The organism is Amycolatopsis sp. NPDC051371 (assembly GCF_040682155.1).
GTDB lineage: Bacteria > Actinomycetota > Actinomycetes > Mycobacteriales > Pseudonocardiaceae > Amycolatopsis.
This window is the reverse complement of sequence record NZ_JBFBAG010000004.1, coordinates 138,130-155,277: the sequence shown is the minus strand read 5'-3', so window position 1 is coordinate 155,277 and position 17,148 is coordinate 138,130. Positions and strand designations below refer to the sequence as shown.

At 71.3% G+C, this 17,148-nt stretch carries 18 protein-coding genes and 1 tRNA gene; 13 read left to right on the top strand and 6 right to left on the bottom strand.

Going from position 1 to position 17,148, the window contains the following annotated elements; genetic code table 11:
- Positions 1-16 precede the first annotated feature (16 nt).
- From AB0M59_RS07190 to AB0M59_RS07180, 3 genes are all read left to right on the top strand, one after another.
- Positions 17-805: an arginase family protein gene (locus tag AB0M59_RS07190; protein WP_364610094.1), complete on the top strand. Its 789-nt coding sequence runs from the start codon at positions 17-19 to the stop codon at positions 803-805.
- 97 nt (positions 806-902) lie between these two features.
- Entirely contained in the window at positions 903-2,084 is a 1,182-nt protein-coding gene (locus AB0M59_RS07185; RefSeq protein ID WP_364610091.1) for an RtcB family protein, read from the top strand.
- Between the two features lie 16 nt (positions 2,085-2,100).
- Positions 2,101-2,481, top strand: a complete 381-nt coding sequence (locus AB0M59_RS07180; RefSeq protein ID WP_364610088.1) for a hypothetical protein — start codon at positions 2,101-2,103, stop codon at positions 2,479-2,481.
- A 62-nt stretch (positions 2,482-2,543) separates the two neighbouring features.
- On the opposite strand, the gene AB0M59_RS07175 is transcribed toward AB0M59_RS07180, so the two are convergent.
- The gene (locus AB0M59_RS07175; RefSeq protein WP_364610710.1) at positions 2,544-3,683 is read right to left on the bottom strand and encodes an MFS transporter; all 1,140 of its coding nucleotides are present in this window, start codon (positions 3,681-3,683) and stop codon (positions 2,544-2,546) included.
- Positions 3,684-3,867: 184 nt separating this feature from the next.
- On the opposite strand from AB0M59_RS07175, the gene AB0M59_RS07170 reads away from it, so the two are divergent.
- From AB0M59_RS07170 to AB0M59_RS07160, 3 genes are all read left to right on the top strand, one after another.
- Complete coding sequence (locus tag AB0M59_RS07170) at positions 3,868-5,394, top strand: DHA2 family efflux MFS transporter permease subunit (RefSeq protein ID WP_364610085.1); 1,527 nt, start codon at positions 3,868-3,870, stop codon at positions 5,392-5,394.
- Entirely contained in the window at positions 5,375-5,974 is a 600-nt protein-coding gene (locus tag AB0M59_RS07165; RefSeq protein ID WP_364610082.1) for a TetR family transcriptional regulator, read from the top strand. The genes AB0M59_RS07170 and AB0M59_RS07165 overlap by 20 nt, the downstream gene beginning before the upstream one ends.
- 399 nt (positions 5,975-6,373) lie before the next feature.
- Positions 6,374-6,904 carry a hypothetical protein gene (locus tag AB0M59_RS07160; protein ID WP_364610079.1) on the top strand — a complete coding sequence of 177 codons (531 nt, stop codon included), beginning with the start codon at positions 6,374-6,376 and terminating at the stop codon, positions 6,902-6,904.
- A gap of 96 nt (positions 6,905-7,000) precedes the next feature.
- Here the strand turns inward: AB0M59_RS07160 and AB0M59_RS07155 are convergent, their stop codons facing one another.
- Complete coding sequence (locus AB0M59_RS07155; protein WP_364610076.1) at positions 7,001-8,053, bottom strand: alpha/beta hydrolase; 1,053 nt, start codon at positions 8,051-8,053, stop codon at positions 7,001-7,003.
- A gap of 128 nt (positions 8,054-8,181) precedes the next feature.
- On the opposite strand from AB0M59_RS07155, the gene AB0M59_RS07150 reads away from it, so the two are divergent.
- The 4 genes from AB0M59_RS07150 (at position 8,182) to AB0M59_RS07135 (ending at position 11,310) form a co-directional block, all read left to right on the top strand.
- The gene (locus AB0M59_RS07150; protein WP_364610073.1) at positions 8,182-8,754 is read left to right on the top strand and encodes an NADPH-dependent FMN reductase; all 573 of its coding nucleotides are present in this window, start codon (positions 8,182-8,184) and stop codon (positions 8,752-8,754) included.
- Between the two features lie 134 nt (positions 8,755-8,888).
- A complete protein-coding gene (locus AB0M59_RS07145) occupies positions 8,889-9,311 on the top strand; it encodes an organic hydroperoxide resistance protein (protein WP_364610070.1) in 423 nt (140 codons plus the stop codon).
- A gap of 46 nt (positions 9,312-9,357) precedes the next feature.
- Positions 9,358-9,834 (top strand): DNA starvation/stationary phase protection protein, encoded by a 477-nt coding sequence (locus AB0M59_RS07140; RefSeq protein ID WP_155547858.1) that lies wholly within the window; start codon positions 9,358-9,360, stop codon positions 9,832-9,834.
- A gap of 87 nt (positions 9,835-9,921) precedes the next feature.
- Positions 9,922-11,310, top strand: a complete 1,389-nt coding sequence (locus AB0M59_RS07135; protein ID WP_364610067.1) for a glutamate decarboxylase — start codon at positions 9,922-9,924, stop codon at positions 11,308-11,310.
- 9 nt (positions 11,311-11,319) lie between these two features.
- On the opposite strand, the gene AB0M59_RS07130 is transcribed toward AB0M59_RS07135, so the two are convergent.
- Complete coding sequence (locus AB0M59_RS07130) at positions 11,320-12,381, bottom strand: NADH:flavin oxidoreductase/NADH oxidase (RefSeq protein ID WP_364610064.1); 1,062 nt, start codon at positions 12,379-12,381, stop codon at positions 11,320-11,322.
- Positions 12,382-12,454: 73 nt separating this feature from the next.
- On the opposite strand from AB0M59_RS07130, the gene AB0M59_RS07125 reads away from it, so the two are divergent.
- Together AB0M59_RS07125 and AB0M59_RS07120 are read left to right on the top strand one after the other, a co-directional pair.
- On the top strand, positions 12,455-13,081 hold the full coding sequence (locus AB0M59_RS07125; RefSeq protein WP_364610061.1) for a TIGR03085 family metal-binding protein: 627 nt from the start codon (positions 12,455-12,457) through the stop codon (positions 13,079-13,081).
- Positions 13,082-13,091: 10 nt separating this feature from the next.
- Positions 13,092-13,277: a tautomerase family protein gene (locus tag AB0M59_RS07120; RefSeq protein WP_013230573.1), complete on the top strand. Its 186-nt coding sequence runs from the start codon at positions 13,092-13,094 to the stop codon at positions 13,275-13,277.
- 41 nt (positions 13,278-13,318) lie between these two features.
- Here AB0M59_RS07120 and AB0M59_RS07115 read toward each other — a convergent pair whose 3' ends face one another.
- A complete protein-coding gene (locus tag AB0M59_RS07115) occupies positions 13,319-15,169 on the bottom strand; it encodes a prolyl oligopeptidase family serine peptidase (RefSeq protein ID WP_364610058.1) in 1,851 nt (616 codons plus the stop codon).
- A gap of 39 nt (positions 15,170-15,208) precedes the next feature.
- Here AB0M59_RS07115 and AB0M59_RS07110 point away from each other — a divergent pair, with 39 nt between their 5' ends.
- The gene (locus AB0M59_RS07110) at positions 15,209-15,973 is read left to right on the top strand and encodes a methyltransferase domain-containing protein (protein WP_364610055.1); all 765 of its coding nucleotides are present in this window, start codon (positions 15,209-15,211) and stop codon (positions 15,971-15,973) included.
- A gap of 53 nt (positions 15,974-16,026) precedes the next feature.
- On the opposite strand, the gene AB0M59_RS07105 is transcribed toward AB0M59_RS07110, so the two are convergent.
- Both AB0M59_RS07105 and AB0M59_RS07100 read right to left on the bottom strand, forming a co-directional pair.
- A tRNA-Pro gene (locus AB0M59_RS07105) sits at positions 16,027-16,100 on the bottom strand.
- 29 nt (positions 16,101-16,129) lie between these two features.
- Positions 16,130-17,110, bottom strand: coding sequence for a metallophosphoesterase (locus AB0M59_RS07100; protein WP_364610052.1), 981 nt, complete (start codon positions 17,108-17,110; stop codon positions 16,130-16,132).
- Positions 17,111-17,148 lie beyond the last annotated feature (38 nt).

Genomic DNA, 17,148 nt, shown 5'->3' with positions numbered 1-17,148 from the left:
TGCCATGCTCGGGTCCATGGGCGTGACACGGCTGATCCTCGCACCGTTCGACTCCGGCCGCCGCGACTGGCGGATGGGCGCCGGGCCCGCCGACCTCGTGCGGCACGGCGTGGCCCGCAGGCTGAGGGCCGAGGTGGTCACGGTGGGGCCGGAAGGTGCTTACGAAGAGGTCCAGCGGGCGGTCGCCGAGCAGGTCCGGTGCGCGGTTTCCGAGGGTGCGGCCCCGATCGTGCTGGCCGGCAACTGCGGCGCGTCGGTGGGCGTGGTCGAGGGGCTGGCCGCGCCGGACGACTTGGCGGTCGTCTGGCTCGACGCGCACGGCGACCTGAACACACCCGAGACGACGACCTCGGGCTTCGTCGACGGAATGGCGCTCGCGATGCTCACGGGGCGCTGCCCGACGCTCGCCGGGTTCCGTCCCGTACCCGACGAACAGGTCCTGCTGGTGGGGGCCCGCGATCTCGATGCGGCGGAGCGGGCCGTGCTCGACGGGTCGCGGATCCGGCTGCTGCCGGCCCGGGCGGCCGACGTGGCGGCGGCCGGGTTTCCGCGCCGGGTGCGGCGGGTGCACCTGCACGTGGACCTCGACGTGCACGACTCGCGGCTGGTCGGCGCGGCCAACGAGTACGCGGTGCCCGGCGGCCCGGACGCGGCCGAGGTGAGGCGCATCGTCGAGGCGGTGAGTGCGCGGCTGCCGGTGGTGAGCGCGACGTTCGCGGCTTACGACCCGGCTGCCGATGTCGGCGGCGGAGTGCGTGCGGCGGCGCTGGACCTGATCGAACTGACCGGCGGACTACTGGCGTGACCGACGGTGCATCCACAGTGGACGATCGGAAAACGTCTTGTCCGATCCGCTCCCGCGAGGGATCCTTACCCCGCAAGCACTTCCAGGGGAGGAAATCATGTACACCGCTGTCGAAGGGGCCCGCGTCCCGATCCGGATGTGGGCGGACCCCGCGTCGGTCGAAGACCAGGCCATGCGGCAGCTGCAGAACGTCGCGAACCTGCCGTGGGTGCACGGCGTCGCCGTGATGCCCGACGTGCACTACGGCAAGGGCGCGACCGTCGGCAGCGTCATCGCCATGCGCGACGCCGTTTCGCCCGCCGCGGTCGGCGTGGACATCGGGTGCGGCATGAGCGCCGTGCGGACGTCGCTCACCGCGAGCGACCTGCCCGACGACCTCGGCAAGCTGCGCCGGCGCATCGAAAGCGCCGTTCCCGTGGGCTTCGGGCTGCACAAGACGCCCGTGAACCCCGCGAAGGTGCACGGCGTCGGTGGCTGGGACACGTTCTGGAAGGGCTTCGGCGAGCTACACACCGGCGTCCAGGAGCTGCACGACCGGGCCGCGCGCCAGATCGGGAGCCTCGGCGGCGGGAACCACTTCATCGAGGTCTGCCTCGAAGAGGGCACCGGCCAGGTCTGGCTGATGCTGCACTCGGGCTCGCGCAACATCGGCAAGGAGCTGGCGGAACGGCACATGGCCGTCGCGCGCAAGCTGCCGCACAACGCCGACCTGCCCGACCGGGACCTCGCGGTGTTCGTCGCCGGCACGCCGGAAATGGCGGCCTACCGGCGTGACCTGTTCTGGGCGCAGGACTACGCGGCGCGCAACCGCGCCACGATGGTCGCGCTCGTGAAGCTGGCGCTGGCGGAGGTCGTGCCCGGCACGACGTTCGACGACGCGATCTCCTGCCACCACAACTACGTCTCCGAGGAGACGTACGACGGTGTCGAGCTGCTCGTCACCCGCAAGGGCGCGATCCGTGCCGGATCGGGTGACCTCGGGATCATCCCGGGCAGCATGGGGACCGGTTCGTACATCGTCCGCGGCCTCGGGAACGAGTCGTCGTTCCAGTCGGCGTCGCACGGTGCCGGCCGCCGGATGTCCCGTACCAAGGCCAAGAAGCTGTTCACCGCCGACGACCTCGCGGCGCAGACGGCCGGCGTCGAGTGCCGCAAGGACTCGGGCGTCGTCGACGAGATCCCGGCGGCGTACAAGGACATCGATTCGGTGATCCGTGCCCAGACGGACCTGGTCGAGGTCGTGGCGCACCTCAAGCAGGTGGTCTGCGTCAAGGGCTGAGCGGTACCTTGGCGCCATGACGAGGGGTGGAAAGACGGCCGCGCTGCTGGCCGGGGCCGCACTGCTGCTGAGCGGGTGCGACCAGGTCGGCGATGCGGTCGACCAGGGGTCGAAGACCGCGGACAAGGTGAGCGCGTGCACCGAGGCGCTCGGGCTCGCGGACCTGAATCCGCTGGTCGACCCGGACAAGCTCAAGGCCCGCGCCGCGGACAAGGAAAAGCGGCTGCGGGAGCTGGCGGGGAACGTCCAGGACCAGGACGTCAAGAACGCGCTGCTGGGCATGGCCGGCTCGTACGTCGAGGTGCAGAAGGAACGCATCGAGGACGCCGGCGTCGTGGCCCAGTGGGTGCAGCGCAACGTCAAGAAGCTCGACGCCCTCCGCCTGGCCTGCAGCTAGCCGGTCGTGAGTGAGGAACAGGGTTAGAACACTGTTTCTCACTCACGACCGCCGCGGCAGACCTACTGACTTTCGGCCAGCGCGGGGGCCGGCTCCGCCGCGGGTTCCGGCGCGCGGCGGTACAGCAAGCCGGCCGCCGCGATGACCAGGCCACCCAGGCCCGCCGCGGCGAAGCCCCACGCCGGGGTCGAGTGGTCGATCGCGAAGCCGACCACCGGGCTGCCCAGCGCCAGGCCGAGGCGCGTCGACGCGTCCTGCAGCCCCATCGCCTCGCCGCGGACCTGCGGCGGGGCGATCCGGCTGACCGTCTCGGTGGTCGCCGCGAGTGTCGGCGCGCAGACCAGGTTCGTCGGGATCAACACCAGCATCAGCAGCCACCACGGCTGGTCCGCGAGCCCGACCGGCACCACCAGCAGCGCGAGCAGCAGCATCAGCACGCCCTGCGGAAGCGACTTCTTCACCGCGCCGTGCACGATGCCGCCGATGATCGACGCCACGCACATCACCGCGATCACCAGCCCGGTCACGCCGATGTCGCCGTTCGCACGCAGGGCCGCGAGGGTCGCGAGCTCGGTGCCGACGAGCACGAACAGCGCGCCGGCGGCGATCAGCAGCGTCGCCACGAGCCGGCCGGTGAGCCAGCTCCGCAGCGGTGGCCGGGTCGTGGACACCCCGGGCTCGGCCGTTTCGCGGATGGGCGGATCGACCAGCCAGATCAGGAACGCCGTGCCGCCGAACAGCACGCCGAGCGCGGTGAGTGTGAAGGTCGGGGAGAGCGTCGTGATCGCCGCGATGCCGATCGCGGGGCCGATCATGAACGTCGCCTCGATCGAGATCGTGTCGAGCGAGTACGCCGCGCGGCGCTCCTCGGCCGGGACGAGCGTGGCCAGGACCTGCCGCGCGAGCGAGCCCGCCGGCACCGAAAGCATCCCGGCCGGGATCGCGACGGCGGCGAGCGCCGCGTACGGCAGGTGTGGCGCGGCGATCCAGAACACCGTCGTGCCGATCCCGCAGACGGCGACGATCGGACGCAGCCCGTACCGGTCGAAGCACCGGCCGAGCAGGGGCGCGCCGAGCGCCATGCCGAGGGTGACGCCGGCGCCGACCAGCCCGGCGGCGCCGTAGCCGCGGCCGAGCCCGGTGACGATGTACAGCGTCATCAGCACGCCGTTCATGGTCATCGGCAGCCGCGCCAGGAACATCAGAGCCATCGTCGAGGGAACGCGGGGGACGGAGAGGACCCGGCGGTAGGGCTGCAGCGGCACGCCCTCGATGAGAACCCAAGGTGGTACGCGCGTGCAACTTATTTCCCGTCACCCCCGTGCTGGCGCCCGGAGATTATGAGAGCTACTCTCATTTGGTAGTGACTACCAAATGGGGGTTCCTGTGACTCAGCTCTATCCGCGCAGGTGGTGGGCGCTCGGCGCGCTCGCGGTGAGCCTGCTGACCGTCGGACTCGACCTGACCGTGCTGAACGTCGCCGTGCCGACGCTCGCCGTCGACCTCGGCGCCACGACCACGCAGCTGCAGTGGTTCGGCAACGCCTACACGCTGGCGCTGGCCGCGCTGCTGCTGCCGGCGGGCCTGCTGGGCGACCGGTTCGGCCCGAAGAAACTGCTGCTCGGTGCGCTCGCGCTGTTCGGGCTGGCCTCGCTGGGGTGCGCCTACGCGAGTTCGCCGGGTGAGCTGATCGCCGCCCGCGTCGTGCTCGGCGTCGGCGCCGCGTTCCTCATCCCGCTTTCGCTCTCGCTGCTCAACATCCTGTTCCCGCCGGAGGAACGGGCGAAGGCGCTGACGACGTGGGTGATGGCGACGTTCGTCGGCATTCCGCTCGGCCCGCTGCTCGGCGGCTGGCTGCTCGACCACTTCGCGTGGGGCTCGGTGTTCCTGATCAACGTCCCGCTGACCGTCGTCGGCCTGGTCGCGGTGCTGTTCCTGGTGCCGCTCACGCCCGGGTCCGGCCGCGGCGCGATCGACTTCACGGGCATCGTGCTCTCGGCGGCCGGGCTGGTGGCGCTGACCTACGGCTTCGTCTACGCCGGCGAGCACGGCTGGGCCGACCCGGCGACGTACGGCCTGCTCGCGCTCGGCGCGGCGGTGCTCGCGGTGTTCTGCCGGCTGCAGACGCGGACGGCCACGCCGTTGACCGACCTCGGGCTGCTGCGCGAGCCGCGGTTCGTCTGGGGCGCGGTGCTCGCCACGATGGCGTCGTTCGCGCTGATGGGCCTGCTGTTCGTGCTGCCGCAGCTGTTCCAGGCGGTGCAGGGGGCCGACGCCCTGGAAACCGGGGTACGGCTGCTGCCGCTGATCGGCGGGATGCTGGTGTCGTCGAAGATCGCCGAGAAGCTGGTCGCCGCGGCCGGCGTCCGCGTGGTCGTGGTGGCCGGGTTCGTGCTGCTCGCGGCCGGACTGGCCTGGGGTTCGACGACGTCGCCGTCGGACGGTTACGGCGTCACCGTCGGCTGGGAGCTCGTCATCGGCCTCGGCACGGGATGCACGCTGACGCCGCTGATGACGATGGCGATGGGCGCGCTCACCGAGGGCCGCTCGGGGGCCGGCTCGGCGCTGATCCAGGTGCTGCGCCAGGTCGGCGGCACGATCGGCGTCGCGGTGCTGGGCACGGTGCTCAACGGCGTCTACCGCGCCGGCGTCACCGTCGACGGCCTGCCCGCCCCGGTCGCCGACGCGGTCCGCGGCAGCGCGTCGGGCGCGGTCGCCGTCGCGGCGAAGCTTCGCCTGCCCGCGCTTGCCGAGTCCGCACGGGTCGCGTTCACCGACGGCATGGCGGCGACGTTGTGGGTCTGCGCCGGGCTCGCCGTGGCCGGCGCGCTGCTCGCGGTGCTGTTCCTGCCCAGGCGGGCGGCGGCGGGGGCGCTACCGCGAGAATCGGAGCATGACGTCGTCGCGATCTGAGCCCATGGGGCTGCGGGAACGGAAGAAGGCCAAGACGCGGGCCGCGATCCAGCGGCACGCGTTGCGGCTGTTCCGGGAGCAGGGCTACGGCGCGACGACGGTCGACCAGATCGCGGCCGCGGCGGAGATCTCGCCCAGCACCTTCTTCCGGTACTTCGCGACGAAGGAAGCGACGGCCCTCTACGACCCCGTCGACCCGGTCTTCATCGAAGCCGCGATCGGGCAGCCGGCCGAGCTGGGCCCGATCGCGGCGCTGCGAGGGGCGGTGCGCGTCGTGCTCGGGCAGTTGTCCGAGGAGGAGATGGAGGACGTGCGCCAGCGGCAGCTGCTCGTGTTCCGCGAGCCCGAGCTGCGCGGCGCGATCATGGACCAGTTCGCCGAGGGGATCGACCTGATCGCCGGCGTGGCCGCGCGGCGCACGGGCCGGGCGCCGGACGACTTCGAGGCGCGCAACTGGGCCGGGGCGGTGGTGGGGGTCCTGCTGGCTTCGTTCGCGCGGGCGGCGAGCGATCCCGAGTCCGATTACCTGGTGGCCCTCGACCAGGCGCTGGTCCACCTGGAGGCGGGCCTGCCGCTGTGATCGGTGGCATTTCCGGGAATTGATTTCGCGTTTCCGCCCTCGTCGGGAGGGAACCTTGTGGGTGGCGGTGCGAGCGTGGGGGACGCCCCGTCTGGAGCAGTGTCGACACGCGGTCCGACGGAGTGATGAAGCTAAATGATCACCGTTTACACCCGCGTGAGTGACCGAACTGCTCCACAGTGGACATCCGCTACCAGCAGTAACGGCGCGAATCGATCAGGATGATCTTCGGGGGGACGGGCAAGCTTTCGACGTTAATCAATTGCGGGCCAGTTCGCCGCCTCCGCATCCGGCACGTAAGGGTTAGAAAACGTCACCAACCGGTGACCGGGTGGCTTATCTCCGATACGGGGGGTATCGATTTACCCCGTCAGGTCTCCCGAGGCCAGGAGGTAGGAAATGAAAGGCAAGTTCGGGCGGTCCATCGCCCTGGTAGCCGCCGGCAGTCTGCTCGCGGTCGGAATGGCGGGGATCGCTTCGGCGAGCCCGGAAGGGGGCAAGGGTTCCTCCAGCACCCAGGCCCTCGCCGCCCAGGTGCTCCAGATGCGTGACGGCTTGACCAAGGTGGCCTACGCGGGCAACGTCGGTGCCACGCGGGCCGATCTGGGTCAGCTGAGCCCGGTGCTGGCGGACATCGCCGCCGGGAAGCGCTACACGGTCCAGACCGACACCGAGCAGCTCGCCGGGCTCGCCAAGGGGCGCGCCGACGAGTCCAGCCGGCTCCTGGCCGACCCGACGGCCAAGGCTCGTCAGTTGCCGCCGCTGCCGTTGCCGATCCCTTCGCTGCCGGACCTGCCCGGTCCGCTGAAGATCGTCAGCGACCTGGTCAAGGCGCTGCTCGCCGCCGTGACCGGCATCCTCGGCGGTCTGCTCGGCGGCCTTCCGGTGCCGCCGCTGCCGCTGCCGGTACCGCCCCTGCCCACGCCCTGACCCGACCGCTGAAAGACCACTGAAAACAGGGGGCCCAGGGCCCGGCGCGGACATTCCTCCGCGCCGGGCTCCGGGTTCGTTCCGGCCGGCGCGCGCTCAGTCCCGTTTGGACAGACCCTGCCGCAGTGCGCCCGCCATCTCGGCCAGCGCCTCGCGGAACCGGGTCCCCACACCCGTGAAGTTGATGAAGCCGTGGATCAGGTCGTCGTGCCGGCGCAACGCCACCTCGACGCCCGCCTCGCGCAGCTTCTCCGCGTACGCCTCACCCTCGTCGCGCAGCGGGTCGAAGCCCGCCGTGACGACCAGTGCCGGTGGCAGGCCACTCAGGTCGTCCGCGCGCAGCGGGGAGAGCCGCGGGTCGGTCAGGTCCGCGCCTTCCGGCACGTAGTGGCCCTCGAACCACTTCATGTGCACGTCGGTCAGGAACAGATCCTCGGCGAACAGGTCCTGCGACCGGTAGCGCCGAGCGAAGTCCGTCGCCGGGTAGATCAGCAGCTGGAACGCCGGCACCGGACCGCCCCGCAGAACCGCCTGCTGAGCGGTGACGGCCGCCAGGTTGCCGCCCGCGCTGTCGCCGCCGACGGCGATCCGCGCGGGGTCGGCGCCGAGGTCGCTCGCCTTCGCCACCGCGTACTCAAACGCCGCGAGCGCGTCCTCCGCGGCCGCCGGGAACGGGAACTCCGGCGCGAGCCGGTACTCGATCGACAGCACCCGCACCCCGGCGTGCTTGGCCAGGAAGCGGACGGCGTTGTCGTGGCTCGCGCGCGTGCCGATCACCCAGCCGCCGCCGTGGAAGAACACCAGCAGCGGGGACTTCTCGGGCAGCCCGACCGGTGTGTAGAGCGTGGCCGGCAAGTCGCCGTCGGGAGTCGGCACGGCGATCTCCCGCACCGAAACCGGCTCGATCGGCTTGCCGCTGACCAGGTGCCGCCCGACGTCGAGCAGGGCGCGCGACTGCTCCACCGAGCCCTGCACCAGTTCCGCACCCGAAAGCTTCTGCAGCCGGAGCAGGAGCTGGGCGTCGAGCGCGAGGTCTTGGCCGTCGATGTGCACCTGGCGGCCCGCGACCGCCCGCCGCAGCGGCGCGGGCAGCCAGAACGCGAGCTGGGATGCCGCGGCCTGGACGCGGACCGGGAGCGGGATCGCCATCTTTTGCCTCCTGAGCGTCGGTGCCGCCCGGGATGTTACTCGCCAGTAGGTAACAGGTCCAGCTGTGACGCGGCCCTCGGTCCCAAAGTCTGGATATCCACTCAAGTGGAGGGGTTAGCCTGGAAAGCGTGACTTCAGCCAGGACGATCAACGTGCTCGGGATCGGCGGCTCTCTGCGTGAGGGCTCCCAGTCCGAACGCGCCCTGCAGATCGCGCTCGCCGGCGCGGCCGAAGTCGGGGTCGGGATCCGGATGCTCACCGGGCCGGACCTGGTGCTGCCGTTCTACGACGCCGGCGAGCCGGACCGCCACGAACGCGCCGGCACGCTCATCGAAGCCGTGCGGCAGGCGGACGGGCTCATCGTCGTCTCGCCGGGCTACCACGGCGCGCTGTCCGGCCTGGTCAAGAACGCCCTGGACTACGTCGAAGACCTGCGCGACGACCAGCGTCCCTACCTCGACGGCCGCGCGGTCGGCCTCGCCGCCGTCGCCTACGGCTGGCAGGCCGCGGTGACGACACTCGAGCAGCTGCGCACGATCACGCACGCGCTGCGCGGCTGGGCGACCCCGCTGGGTGGCGCGATCAACTCGGCCGAAACCAAGTTCGACGAAGGCGGCGGCGCGTCCGACGAGAAGAGCGTCCGCACCCTGCGCCTGATCGGCCGCCAGGTCGCCGAGTTCGCGGTGACGCGCGCTGCATGACGTTTCCCCCGGCGGCCGCCGGGTAATCGATCCACGTGATGCCTGCCATGTGGGGGCACTGTTCCGCGGGTGCGGGATGTTGTGCTCAGTGAGACGCTCGACGGGGAGTGTCCGCGACAGAAGGCAGGCTGAGCATGGGTCAGGCGATCTACACCGCGGTGGCGACGGCACGCGGCGACGGCCGCAACGGCGAGGTGACCTCGTCCGACGGCGTCATCGACGAGTCCCTGGCCATCCCGAAGGAGATGGGCGGCCCCGGTGGGGACAAGACCAACCCGGAGCAGCTCTTCGCCGCCGGCTACTCGGCTTGCTTCCACAGCGCGCTGCAGCTGGTCGCCCGCCAGGCCAAGGTGTCGCTGAACGACTCCACGGTGACCGCGGAGGTCAGCGTGCTCAAGCAGGACGCCGGCTTCGGTCTCGGCGTCGCGCTGAACGTCTCCCTCCCGGGCCTCGAGCAGGCCCAGGCCGACCAGCTGGTCGAGCAGGCCCACCAGGTGTGCCCCTACTCCAACGCGACCCGCGGCAACATCGCGGTCGCGCTCTCCGCCACCGTCTGACCCTCGCTTCCAGGCCCGAACGAGTCCGAGGAAAGGAACACCAGAGATGAGCAAGTCTCCGATCAAGAGCCCGCTTTCCGAGGCCGACAAGGAGATCACCGGCAACGCGCTCCAGGCGACGCTGGTCGACCTGGTCGACCTGTCCCTCATCGCCAAGCAGGCGCACTGGAACGTCGTCGGCTCGAACTTCCGCAGCGCGCACCTGCAGCTCGACGAGCTCGTCGCCACGGCGCGCCAGTACGTCGACGAGGTCGCCGAGCGCGCCAACGCCATCGGCATCTCGCCGAACGGCAAGGCGAAGACCGTCGTCGAGAGCTCGGGCGTGCCCGAGTACCCCGACAACTGGCAGTCGGTGGAGTCCACGGTCGCCGCGATCGTCGACATCCTCTCCGCGCTCATCGAGCGGCTGCGTGCCCGCATCGACGAGACCGACAAGAGCGACCTCGTGACGCAGGACCTGCTGATCGAGATCACCCGGGCGCTCGAAGAGGCGCACTGGATGTGGCAGGCCCAGCAGGCCTGATCTTTTTTCCGCGCAAAGGGGCCGTTCCGGGTGGAACGGCCCCTTTCGCGTCTGCTGAAGTCCGTGATTCGCAGTACGTTCGGCGGCATGGTGCTGCATCAGGGGAAAGCCGACCGTCCGGACCGTGCCGGCGGGACGAACCCGCTCTACGCCGGAGCGAACCCGGCGCTGGCGGCGGGGTTCGTCATGCCGCACGGCAAGTTGCGCGCCGACCCGCTGCCGCCGGACGCGGCCCTGCAGCTCGTGCGCGACGAGCTGATGCTCGACGGCAATGCCCGCCTCAACCTCGCCACGTTCGTCACGACGTGGATGGAGCCGCAGGCGCGGGAGCTGATGGCCGAGTGCGTCGACAAGAACATGATCGACAAGGACGAGTACCCGCAGACGGCCGAGCTGGAGCGGCGCTGCGTGAACATCCTCGCCGACCTGTGGCACGCGCCCGATCCCACCGACATCATGGGCTGCTCGACGACCGGTTCGTCCGAAGCGTGCATGCTCGCCGGGATGGCGTTGAAGCGCCGCTGGTCCAAGCTCGGGCGTCCCGGGAAGCCGAACCTGGTGATGGGCGTCAACGTCCAGGTGTGCTGGGAGAAGTTCTGCGAGTACTGGGAGGTCGAGCCGCGGCTGGTGCCGATGGACGGCGACCGGTACCACCTCTCGGCCGACGAGGCGGTGGCGCGCTGCGACGAGAACACGATCGGCGTGGTGGCGATCCTGGGCTCGACGTTCGACGGCAGCTACGAGCCGGTCGCGGAGATCGCCGCGGCGCTGGACGCGCTGCAGTCGCGCACCGGCTGGGACATCCCCGTGCACGTCGACGGCGCGTCGGGCGCGATGGTCGCGCCGTTCCTCGACCCGGACCTGGAGTGGGACTTCCGGCTGCCGCGCGTGGCGTCGATCAACACGTCGGGCCACAAGTACGGGCTCGTGTACCCGGGCGTCGGCTGGGTGGTCTGGCGCGACCAGGCCGCGCTGCCGTCGGAGCTGGTCTTCAACGTGAATTACCTGGGCGGCGACATGCCGACGTTCGCGTTGAACTTCTCGCGGCCGGGCGCCGAGGTCGCGGCGCAGTACTACACGTTCGTGCGGCTCGGTCGTGAAGGATTCCGGGCGGTGCAACAGTCTTCACGCGACGTCGCGACGCACCTGTCGTCCGGGATCGAGGCGCTGGGGCCGTTCTCGCTGTTGACTCGCGGCGACCAGCTGCCGGTGTTCGCGTTCACGACCCGCGCGGACGCGGGGTTCGACGTCTTCGACGTGTCACGACGGCTGCGCGAGCGCGGCTGGCTGGTGCCGGCGTACACGTTCCCGGAGAACCGGACGGATCTGGCCGTGCTGCGGATCGTGGTCCGCAACGGCTTCACCCACGACCTGGCCGACCTGCTGCTGGCCGACTTGACGCGGCTGCTACCCGACCTGGAGAAAGAGGGCGGCCGCCCGAAGGACCCGTCGAAGGCGACCGCCTTCCACCACTAGAGCTCCGCGTCAGTGCCACGACTTGGCGCGGGCGTACTGGTCCGGCCACCGCACGTCCGCGCCGAGGGTGTTCGCCGCCCGGAGCGGCCAGTGCGGGTCGCGCAGCAGGGCGCGGGCCAGGAACACGGCGTCCGCTTCGCCGTCGGCGATGATGTCCTCCGCCTGCTGCGGGTTGGTGATCATGCCGACTGCGCCGGTCAGGAGGCCGGTCTCCGTGCGGATCCGCTCGGCGAACGGCACCTGATAGCCCGGGCCGACCGGGATGTCCGGGTTCGGGGTGTTGCCGCCGCTCGAAGTGTCGATCAGGTCGATCCCGCGTTCGGCCAGCAGCTTCGCGAGCCGGACGGACTCGTCGAGGGTCCAGCCGTCGTCCGTCCAGTCCGTGGCGGACAGGCGGGCGAACAGGGGGACGTCGGTCGTCGCGCGGACGGCGTCGGCGATTTCGAGGGCGAGCCGGGTGCGGCCCTCGAAGTCGCCGCCGTAGCGGTCGGTGCGGGTGTTCGACAGCGGGGACAGGAACTGGTGCACCAGGTAGCCGTGGGCGAAGTGCAGTTCGAGCAGGTCGAACCCGGCGCCGATCGCTCGTCGGGCCGCCTCGGCGAACGCCTCGGGAAGGGCGCCGACCTCGTCCGTGGTGAGCGGCCGCGCCGGGGCGTACTTGCCGAACGGCTGCGCGTCGGCGCCGACGCTCTGCCAGCCGCCCTCGTCGACGGGGACGCTGCCGCTGCCTTCCCACGGCCGCCGCGTCGAGCCCTTGCGGCCGGCGTGCCCCAGCTGCATGCCGATCGCGGTGCCCCGCTGGTGCACGAACCCGGCGATCCGGCGCCACGCCTCGGCCTGCTCGTCGGTCCAGATGCCGGTGTCCTGGGGGCTGATCCGCCCTTCGGGCGCGACGGCGGTCGCCTCGGTCATGACGAGCCCGGCGCCACCGGTGGCGAACTGGCCGAGGTGGACGAGGTGCCAGTCGTCCGGGACGCCGTCGGTCGCGGAGTACTGGCACATCGGAGACACCCACGCGCGGTTCGGCAGGGTCAGGCCGCGGACGGTGATCGGGCTGAAGAGTCGGCTCACGTAGGGATCAACGACACGTGCCCGGCGTCTCTTCCCGTCGCCAGGGCGTCTACCGACGGGTAACGTCGACCACATGGGTGTCGCTGCTGACGAACGCCAGGCGTTGAGCTCGCTCCTCCAAGACCTCGGGCCCGACGCGCCCACGTTGTGCGAAGGCTGGACGACGCGGGATCTCGCCGCGCACCTCGTCGTGCGTGAGCACCGGCCGGACGCCGCGCCCGGGATCATGGTGCCCGCCCTCGCCGGGTACACGCAGAAGGTCCAGGACCGCTACGCCGCGAAGCCGTGGGCCGGGCTGGTCGAGCAGGTGCGCCGGGGGCCGTCGAAGTTCTGGCCCACCGCGATCGGCCCGCTCGACGAGCTGACCAACACCGCCGAGTTCCTGGTCCACCACGAGGACGTCCGGCGCGCGCAGCCCGGCTGGGAGCCGCGGCCCGTCGATGCCACCCGGGACGCCGCCGCGTGGCGCTCGGCCAGGCAGGCGGCCAAGCTCAACCTGCGCAAGGCGCCGGTCGGCGTGACGCTTCGCACGAAAGACGGCCGGGAGGCCGCCGTCAAAACCGGGCCCGACCCGGTCACGGTCGTCGGCGAGCCCCTGGACCTGCTGCTGTTCGTCTTCGGCCGCGACGCCGTGCACCTCGACTTCGAGGGCGACGCCGCCGCCGTCACCAAGCTGCAGTCGGTGAACCGGGGGCTTTAGGCTGCGCGTCATGCCGATGATCAGCGTTGCCATGTTCCCCGGCCGCACGCCCGCCCAGAAGAGCGCCCTGGTCCGGGAGCTGACCGACGCGTTCATCCGCACCTGCGGCGGCAAGCCCGAGGGCGTCCAGGTGACGCTCGTCGAGGTCGGCGCCGACCACTGGGCCACCGGCGGCGTCCTGCACTCCGAACGCTGACCCGGGGCGGAGCTTTCACGTGAAAGCTCCGCCCCGGAGTGTCAGCGCAGGCCGAGGACGCGCTGGGCGAAGTTGACCTCGATCGACGTCTGCTTGATCGTCTCCGCGATCACCAGCGAGCCGTGGCCGGCGTCGTAGCGGTAGAACTCGTGGTGCAGCTCGCGGCCGCCGAGCCGGTCGAAGTAGTTCTCGATCTGGCGGATCGGGCAGCGCGGGTCGTTGTCGCCGGCCAGCACGAGCACCGGAGCCGTCACGGCGTCGACGTACGTGATCGGCGAGCACTCCGCGTACACCGCGGGGACGTCCTCCGGCGAACCGCCGAAGAGCGCGCGGTCGAACGAGCGCAGCTGCTCCATCTCGTCCTCGTACGCGGCGACGTAGTCCGCCACCGGCACGCCGGCGACGCCCGCCGCCCACCGCGCCGGCTGCGTGCCGAGCGCGAGCAGGGACAGGTAACCGCCCCACGAAGCGCCGTTCACGACGCACTTCGCCGGGTCGCTGAGTCCACTTTGGACGGCCCAGTCGTGCACCGAGGCGACGTCCTCCAGCTCGGTCAGCCCGGGCCGGCCCTCGATGGCGTCGCGCCAGGCCGAGCCGTAGCCGGTCGAGCCGCGGTAGTTGACCTCGACCACGGCGAACCCGGCGTCGAGCCAGGTCGCGCGGTAGGCGGAGAACCGGTCCTCGTCCGCGGCGTGCGGGCCGCCGTGAAGCGAGAACACCGTGGGCAGCGGACCCTCCGGCGCGCCCGAAGGCCGCGAGACCAGCGCGTGGATCCGCCCGCCGATGCCTTCGACGAACGCGTCGGTCACCGGCTCCGACCCCGGCGCGCGGTCGCCCGGCGGCTCGAGCAGCACCGAGTCGGTGCCCTCGGCGGTTCGCGCCCGGACCGCGGCCGGCTCGGCGGCGCTGGACCACGAGTACTCGACCGTCCCGTCCGGACGGACCCCGGCGCCGCCGATGCGGCCGGCCGGAGTGTCTACAGAGGACAGCATGGTCGTGTCGAGGTCGTAGCGGTACAACGAACTGCGGCCCTCGTGGAAGTGGACGACGAGCAGGGCGCGCGCGTCCGGGTACCAGCCCGCGACGACCTCGCCGGGCAGATCGAGTTCGAGCTCCGTTTCGGTGTCGTCCCGGACGTCCCAGACGAGCAGCTCCTCGCGGCCCCGGCGTTCGTGCAGCACCAGCAGGCGCTGGTCGCCCGGCAGCGGGGAGAACTCGAGCGCGGAGAGGCCCTTGCCTTCGCCGTCCCACTTCTCGGCCACCGCGGCGAACCCGTCGGTGGCGAGTACTCGCAGGGCGGGGTGGCGCGAGTCGCCGTGCTCGGAGTGGGAGATCGCGATCAGGCTCTCGTCGCGGGACATCGACGCGATGCCGGCGTCGTCCGCGTGGCTGTAGAAGCGGTGCGTCTCGCCGCCGATCCGGGCGAACAGCTCGCTGCCGTCGTCGGTCGAGACGCCGACCGCGACCAGCTTGGCGCCGATCTCGAGGCCGGCCGGATAGCCGTCGTGGACGTCGGGCACGGCCTTCTCGGGCTCGCTGCCCTCGGTCGCGGCGAACGGCTCGCGCACCCAGGAGCCGAACTCGTCGCCGTCGGTGTCGTCGAACCACCAGATCCACTCGCCGTCGGGGGACGGCGTGGCGTGCAGGGTGCCGTTGGGCCGGTCGGTGACGCGGCGGTGCTCGCCGGACGCCCGGTTCCAGGCGTAGACCTCCCAGACACCGCTGGCATTGGAGACGTAGAGGTTGGCGTCGGGGGCGTCGCGGGCCCAGTCGGGCGTGGAGATGCGGGGGGCGTGGAAGCGGGCGCGCCAGCGGGCTTCGGCTTCGGCGTCGTCGAACAGCCGGTCCGGGACCACCGCGGGCGGGAATTGCTTGGCTGACTGCGTGCTCACCCCTCGATCCTGCCACCTTCTGGCCGTACTGTGTGCGGGGTGCTGGAGGGTTACGCGCCGGGCTACGGGCGAGACGCGGTTTCGATGATGTCCGCGCGCACGGCGGCGCAGCGCGCGACGTTCGCTCAGCCGCTGTTCGGTCCGGGGATGTGGGTGGTCGACCTCGGCTGCGGCCCCGGCTCGATCACCCTCGGGCTGGCGGCGGAGTCCCGCGTCACCGGAGTCGACCTCGACGCCGGTCAGGTCGCCCTCGCCAGGGCTGCCGCGCGCCGCGCCGGAAGGTCCACAGTGGACTTCGTGACGGCTTCGGCGTACGGCCTGCCCTTCGCCGACGCGAGCGTGGACGTCGCTTTCTCCCACGCGTTGTTCGAGCACCTGGCCGCGCCCTTGGACGCGCTCGCGGAGCTGCGCCGCGTGCTGAAGCCGGGCGGCAGGCTGGCTTTGTCCACTTCGGACTGGAGCAAGGCCAGGATTCGCCCGAAGACGGCGAACGTCGACGCGGCCCTCCGCGGCCATTACCTGCTGCGCCGGCAAGCGGGCGGCAACCCGTTCGCGGGCCGGGTGATAGCCGAGCAGTGCGCGGCGGCGGGGTTCACGGAGATCGTGTCGAGAGCCCGCTACCGCTCGGACATGAGTTACCGGGACCTGGCGAAGTACGTGGAGTCCCGCTTGGAAGCGGCGGCAGCGGAGCCGGGACGCGACCGGGACCAGCTGGCGAGCGCGGCCCGATCGGCCCTGACGTGGGTGCGCGGTGGTGACGGAGACTTCAGCCAATGCTGGGTCGAAGTGACCGCGACCCGTTGAAAAGGGCACTGAAACCAGAAGAGCCGGTGTCCGAAGACACCGGCTCTTACTCGTCGGGGTGGCGGGATTCGAACCCACGACCTCCTCGACCCGAACGAGGCACGCTACCAAGCTGCGCCACACCCCGAGGTACTGCTTAACGGGTCGTGGAGAAGTCTAGCGGACGGTGTCGCGGGCTTTCCGGGGGGCCAGCTTTCGGGGCTTCGCCGTCCCCGATCCACGCGGGACCAGCGTCAACAAGCTCGCTTCCGGCGGGCATGCGAACCTGGCCGGCGCCCAGGGCGACGTCCCCAGGCCGGCCGAAACGTGCAGCCACATGTGCGCGCCCCAGCGCGAGGCACCGCGGGCCCGGGTGCGATCCAGCTCACAGTTCGTGACCAGTGCGCCGTAACCCGGGAGCCGGAGCTGGCCGCCGTGCGTGTGGCCCGCGAGGACGAGGTCGTAACCGTCCGTGGCGAACGTGTCGAGCACCCGCGGCTCCGGCGAGTGCGTCACGCCGATGCGGACCGCCGCGCCGCTGTCGGCCGGGCCGGCGATGTCGGCGTAGCGGTCGCGGCGCAGGTGCGGGTCGTCGACGCCGGCCGCGAACACCGGCTGCCCGCCGACGTCGATCGTGCGGCGGACGTGCGTCAGGTCGGTCCAGCCGTGCTCGACGAAGGCCGCGCGCAGGTCGCGCCACGGCAGCTGGACGCCGTGGATGCGCTTCTTCTTGCCCCGCGGCATCAGGTAGCGGGCCGGGTTCTTCGGCTTCGGCGCGTAGTAGTCGTTGCTGCCGAAGACGAACACGCCTGGGCGGTCGAGCAGCGGGCCCAGCGCGCGCAGCACGGACGGGACCGCCTGCTGGTGCGACAGGTTGTCGCCGGTGTTGACGACCAGGTCGGGGTTCAGCTCGTCGAGCGCGGCGACCCAGCGCTGCTTGCTGCGGTGGCCCGGCAGCATGTGCAGGTCCGAGACGTGCAGGATGGTGAACGGCCGTGACCCGGGCGCCAGCACCGGGAGCTGGGCGGTGCGCAGGGTCCAGTGGCGCCGTTCGATGCCGACGGCGTAACCGAGGGTCGCGGCGCCGAGCGCCAGCGTCCCCGCGGCGAGGCGCTTCGCGGTCGCCCCCGACCTGCTTGTGTTACTGAGCGTGCTCACGAAGTCCAGGATACGTGCTCAACAGTTGGATGACTTCG

Coding starts and splice junctions, on each gene's coding strand:
- AB0M59_RS07190 (WP_364610094.1), top strand. CDS start 17: ATGGGCGTGACACGGCTGATCCTCGCACCGTTCGACTCCGGCCGCCGC.
- AB0M59_RS07185 (WP_364610091.1), top strand. CDS start 903: ATGTACACCGCTGTCGAAGGGGCCCGCGTCCCGATCCGGATGTGGGCG.
- AB0M59_RS07180 (WP_364610088.1), top strand. CDS start 2,101: ATGACGAGGGGTGGAAAGACGGCCGCGCTGCTGGCCGGGGCCGCACTG.
- AB0M59_RS07175 (WP_364610710.1), bottom strand. CDS start 3,683: ATGTTCCTGGCGCGGCTGCCGATGACCATGAACGGCGTGCTGATGACG.
- AB0M59_RS07165 (WP_364610082.1), top strand. CDS start 5,375: ATGACGTCGTCGCGATCTGAGCCCATGGGGCTGCGGGAACGGAAGAAG.
- AB0M59_RS07160 (WP_364610079.1), top strand. CDS start 6,374: ATGAAAGGCAAGTTCGGGCGGTCCATCGCCCTGGTAGCCGCCGGCAGT.
- AB0M59_RS07155 (WP_364610076.1), bottom strand. CDS start 8,053: ATGGCGATCCCGCTCCCGGTCCGCGTCCAGGCCGCGGCATCCCAGCTC.
- AB0M59_RS07145 (WP_364610070.1), top strand. CDS start 8,889: ATGGGTCAGGCGATCTACACCGCGGTGGCGACGGCACGCGGCGACGGC.
- AB0M59_RS07140 (WP_155547858.1), top strand. CDS start 9,358: ATGAGCAAGTCTCCGATCAAGAGCCCGCTTTCCGAGGCCGACAAGGAG.
- AB0M59_RS07135 (WP_364610067.1), top strand. CDS start 9,922: ATGGTGCTGCATCAGGGGAAAGCCGACCGTCCGGACCGTGCCGGCGGG.
- AB0M59_RS07125 (WP_364610061.1), top strand. CDS start 12,455: ATGGGTGTCGCTGCTGACGAACGCCAGGCGTTGAGCTCGCTCCTCCAA.
- AB0M59_RS07120 (WP_013230573.1), top strand. CDS start 13,092: ATGCCGATGATCAGCGTTGCCATGTTCCCCGGCCGCACGCCCGCCCAG.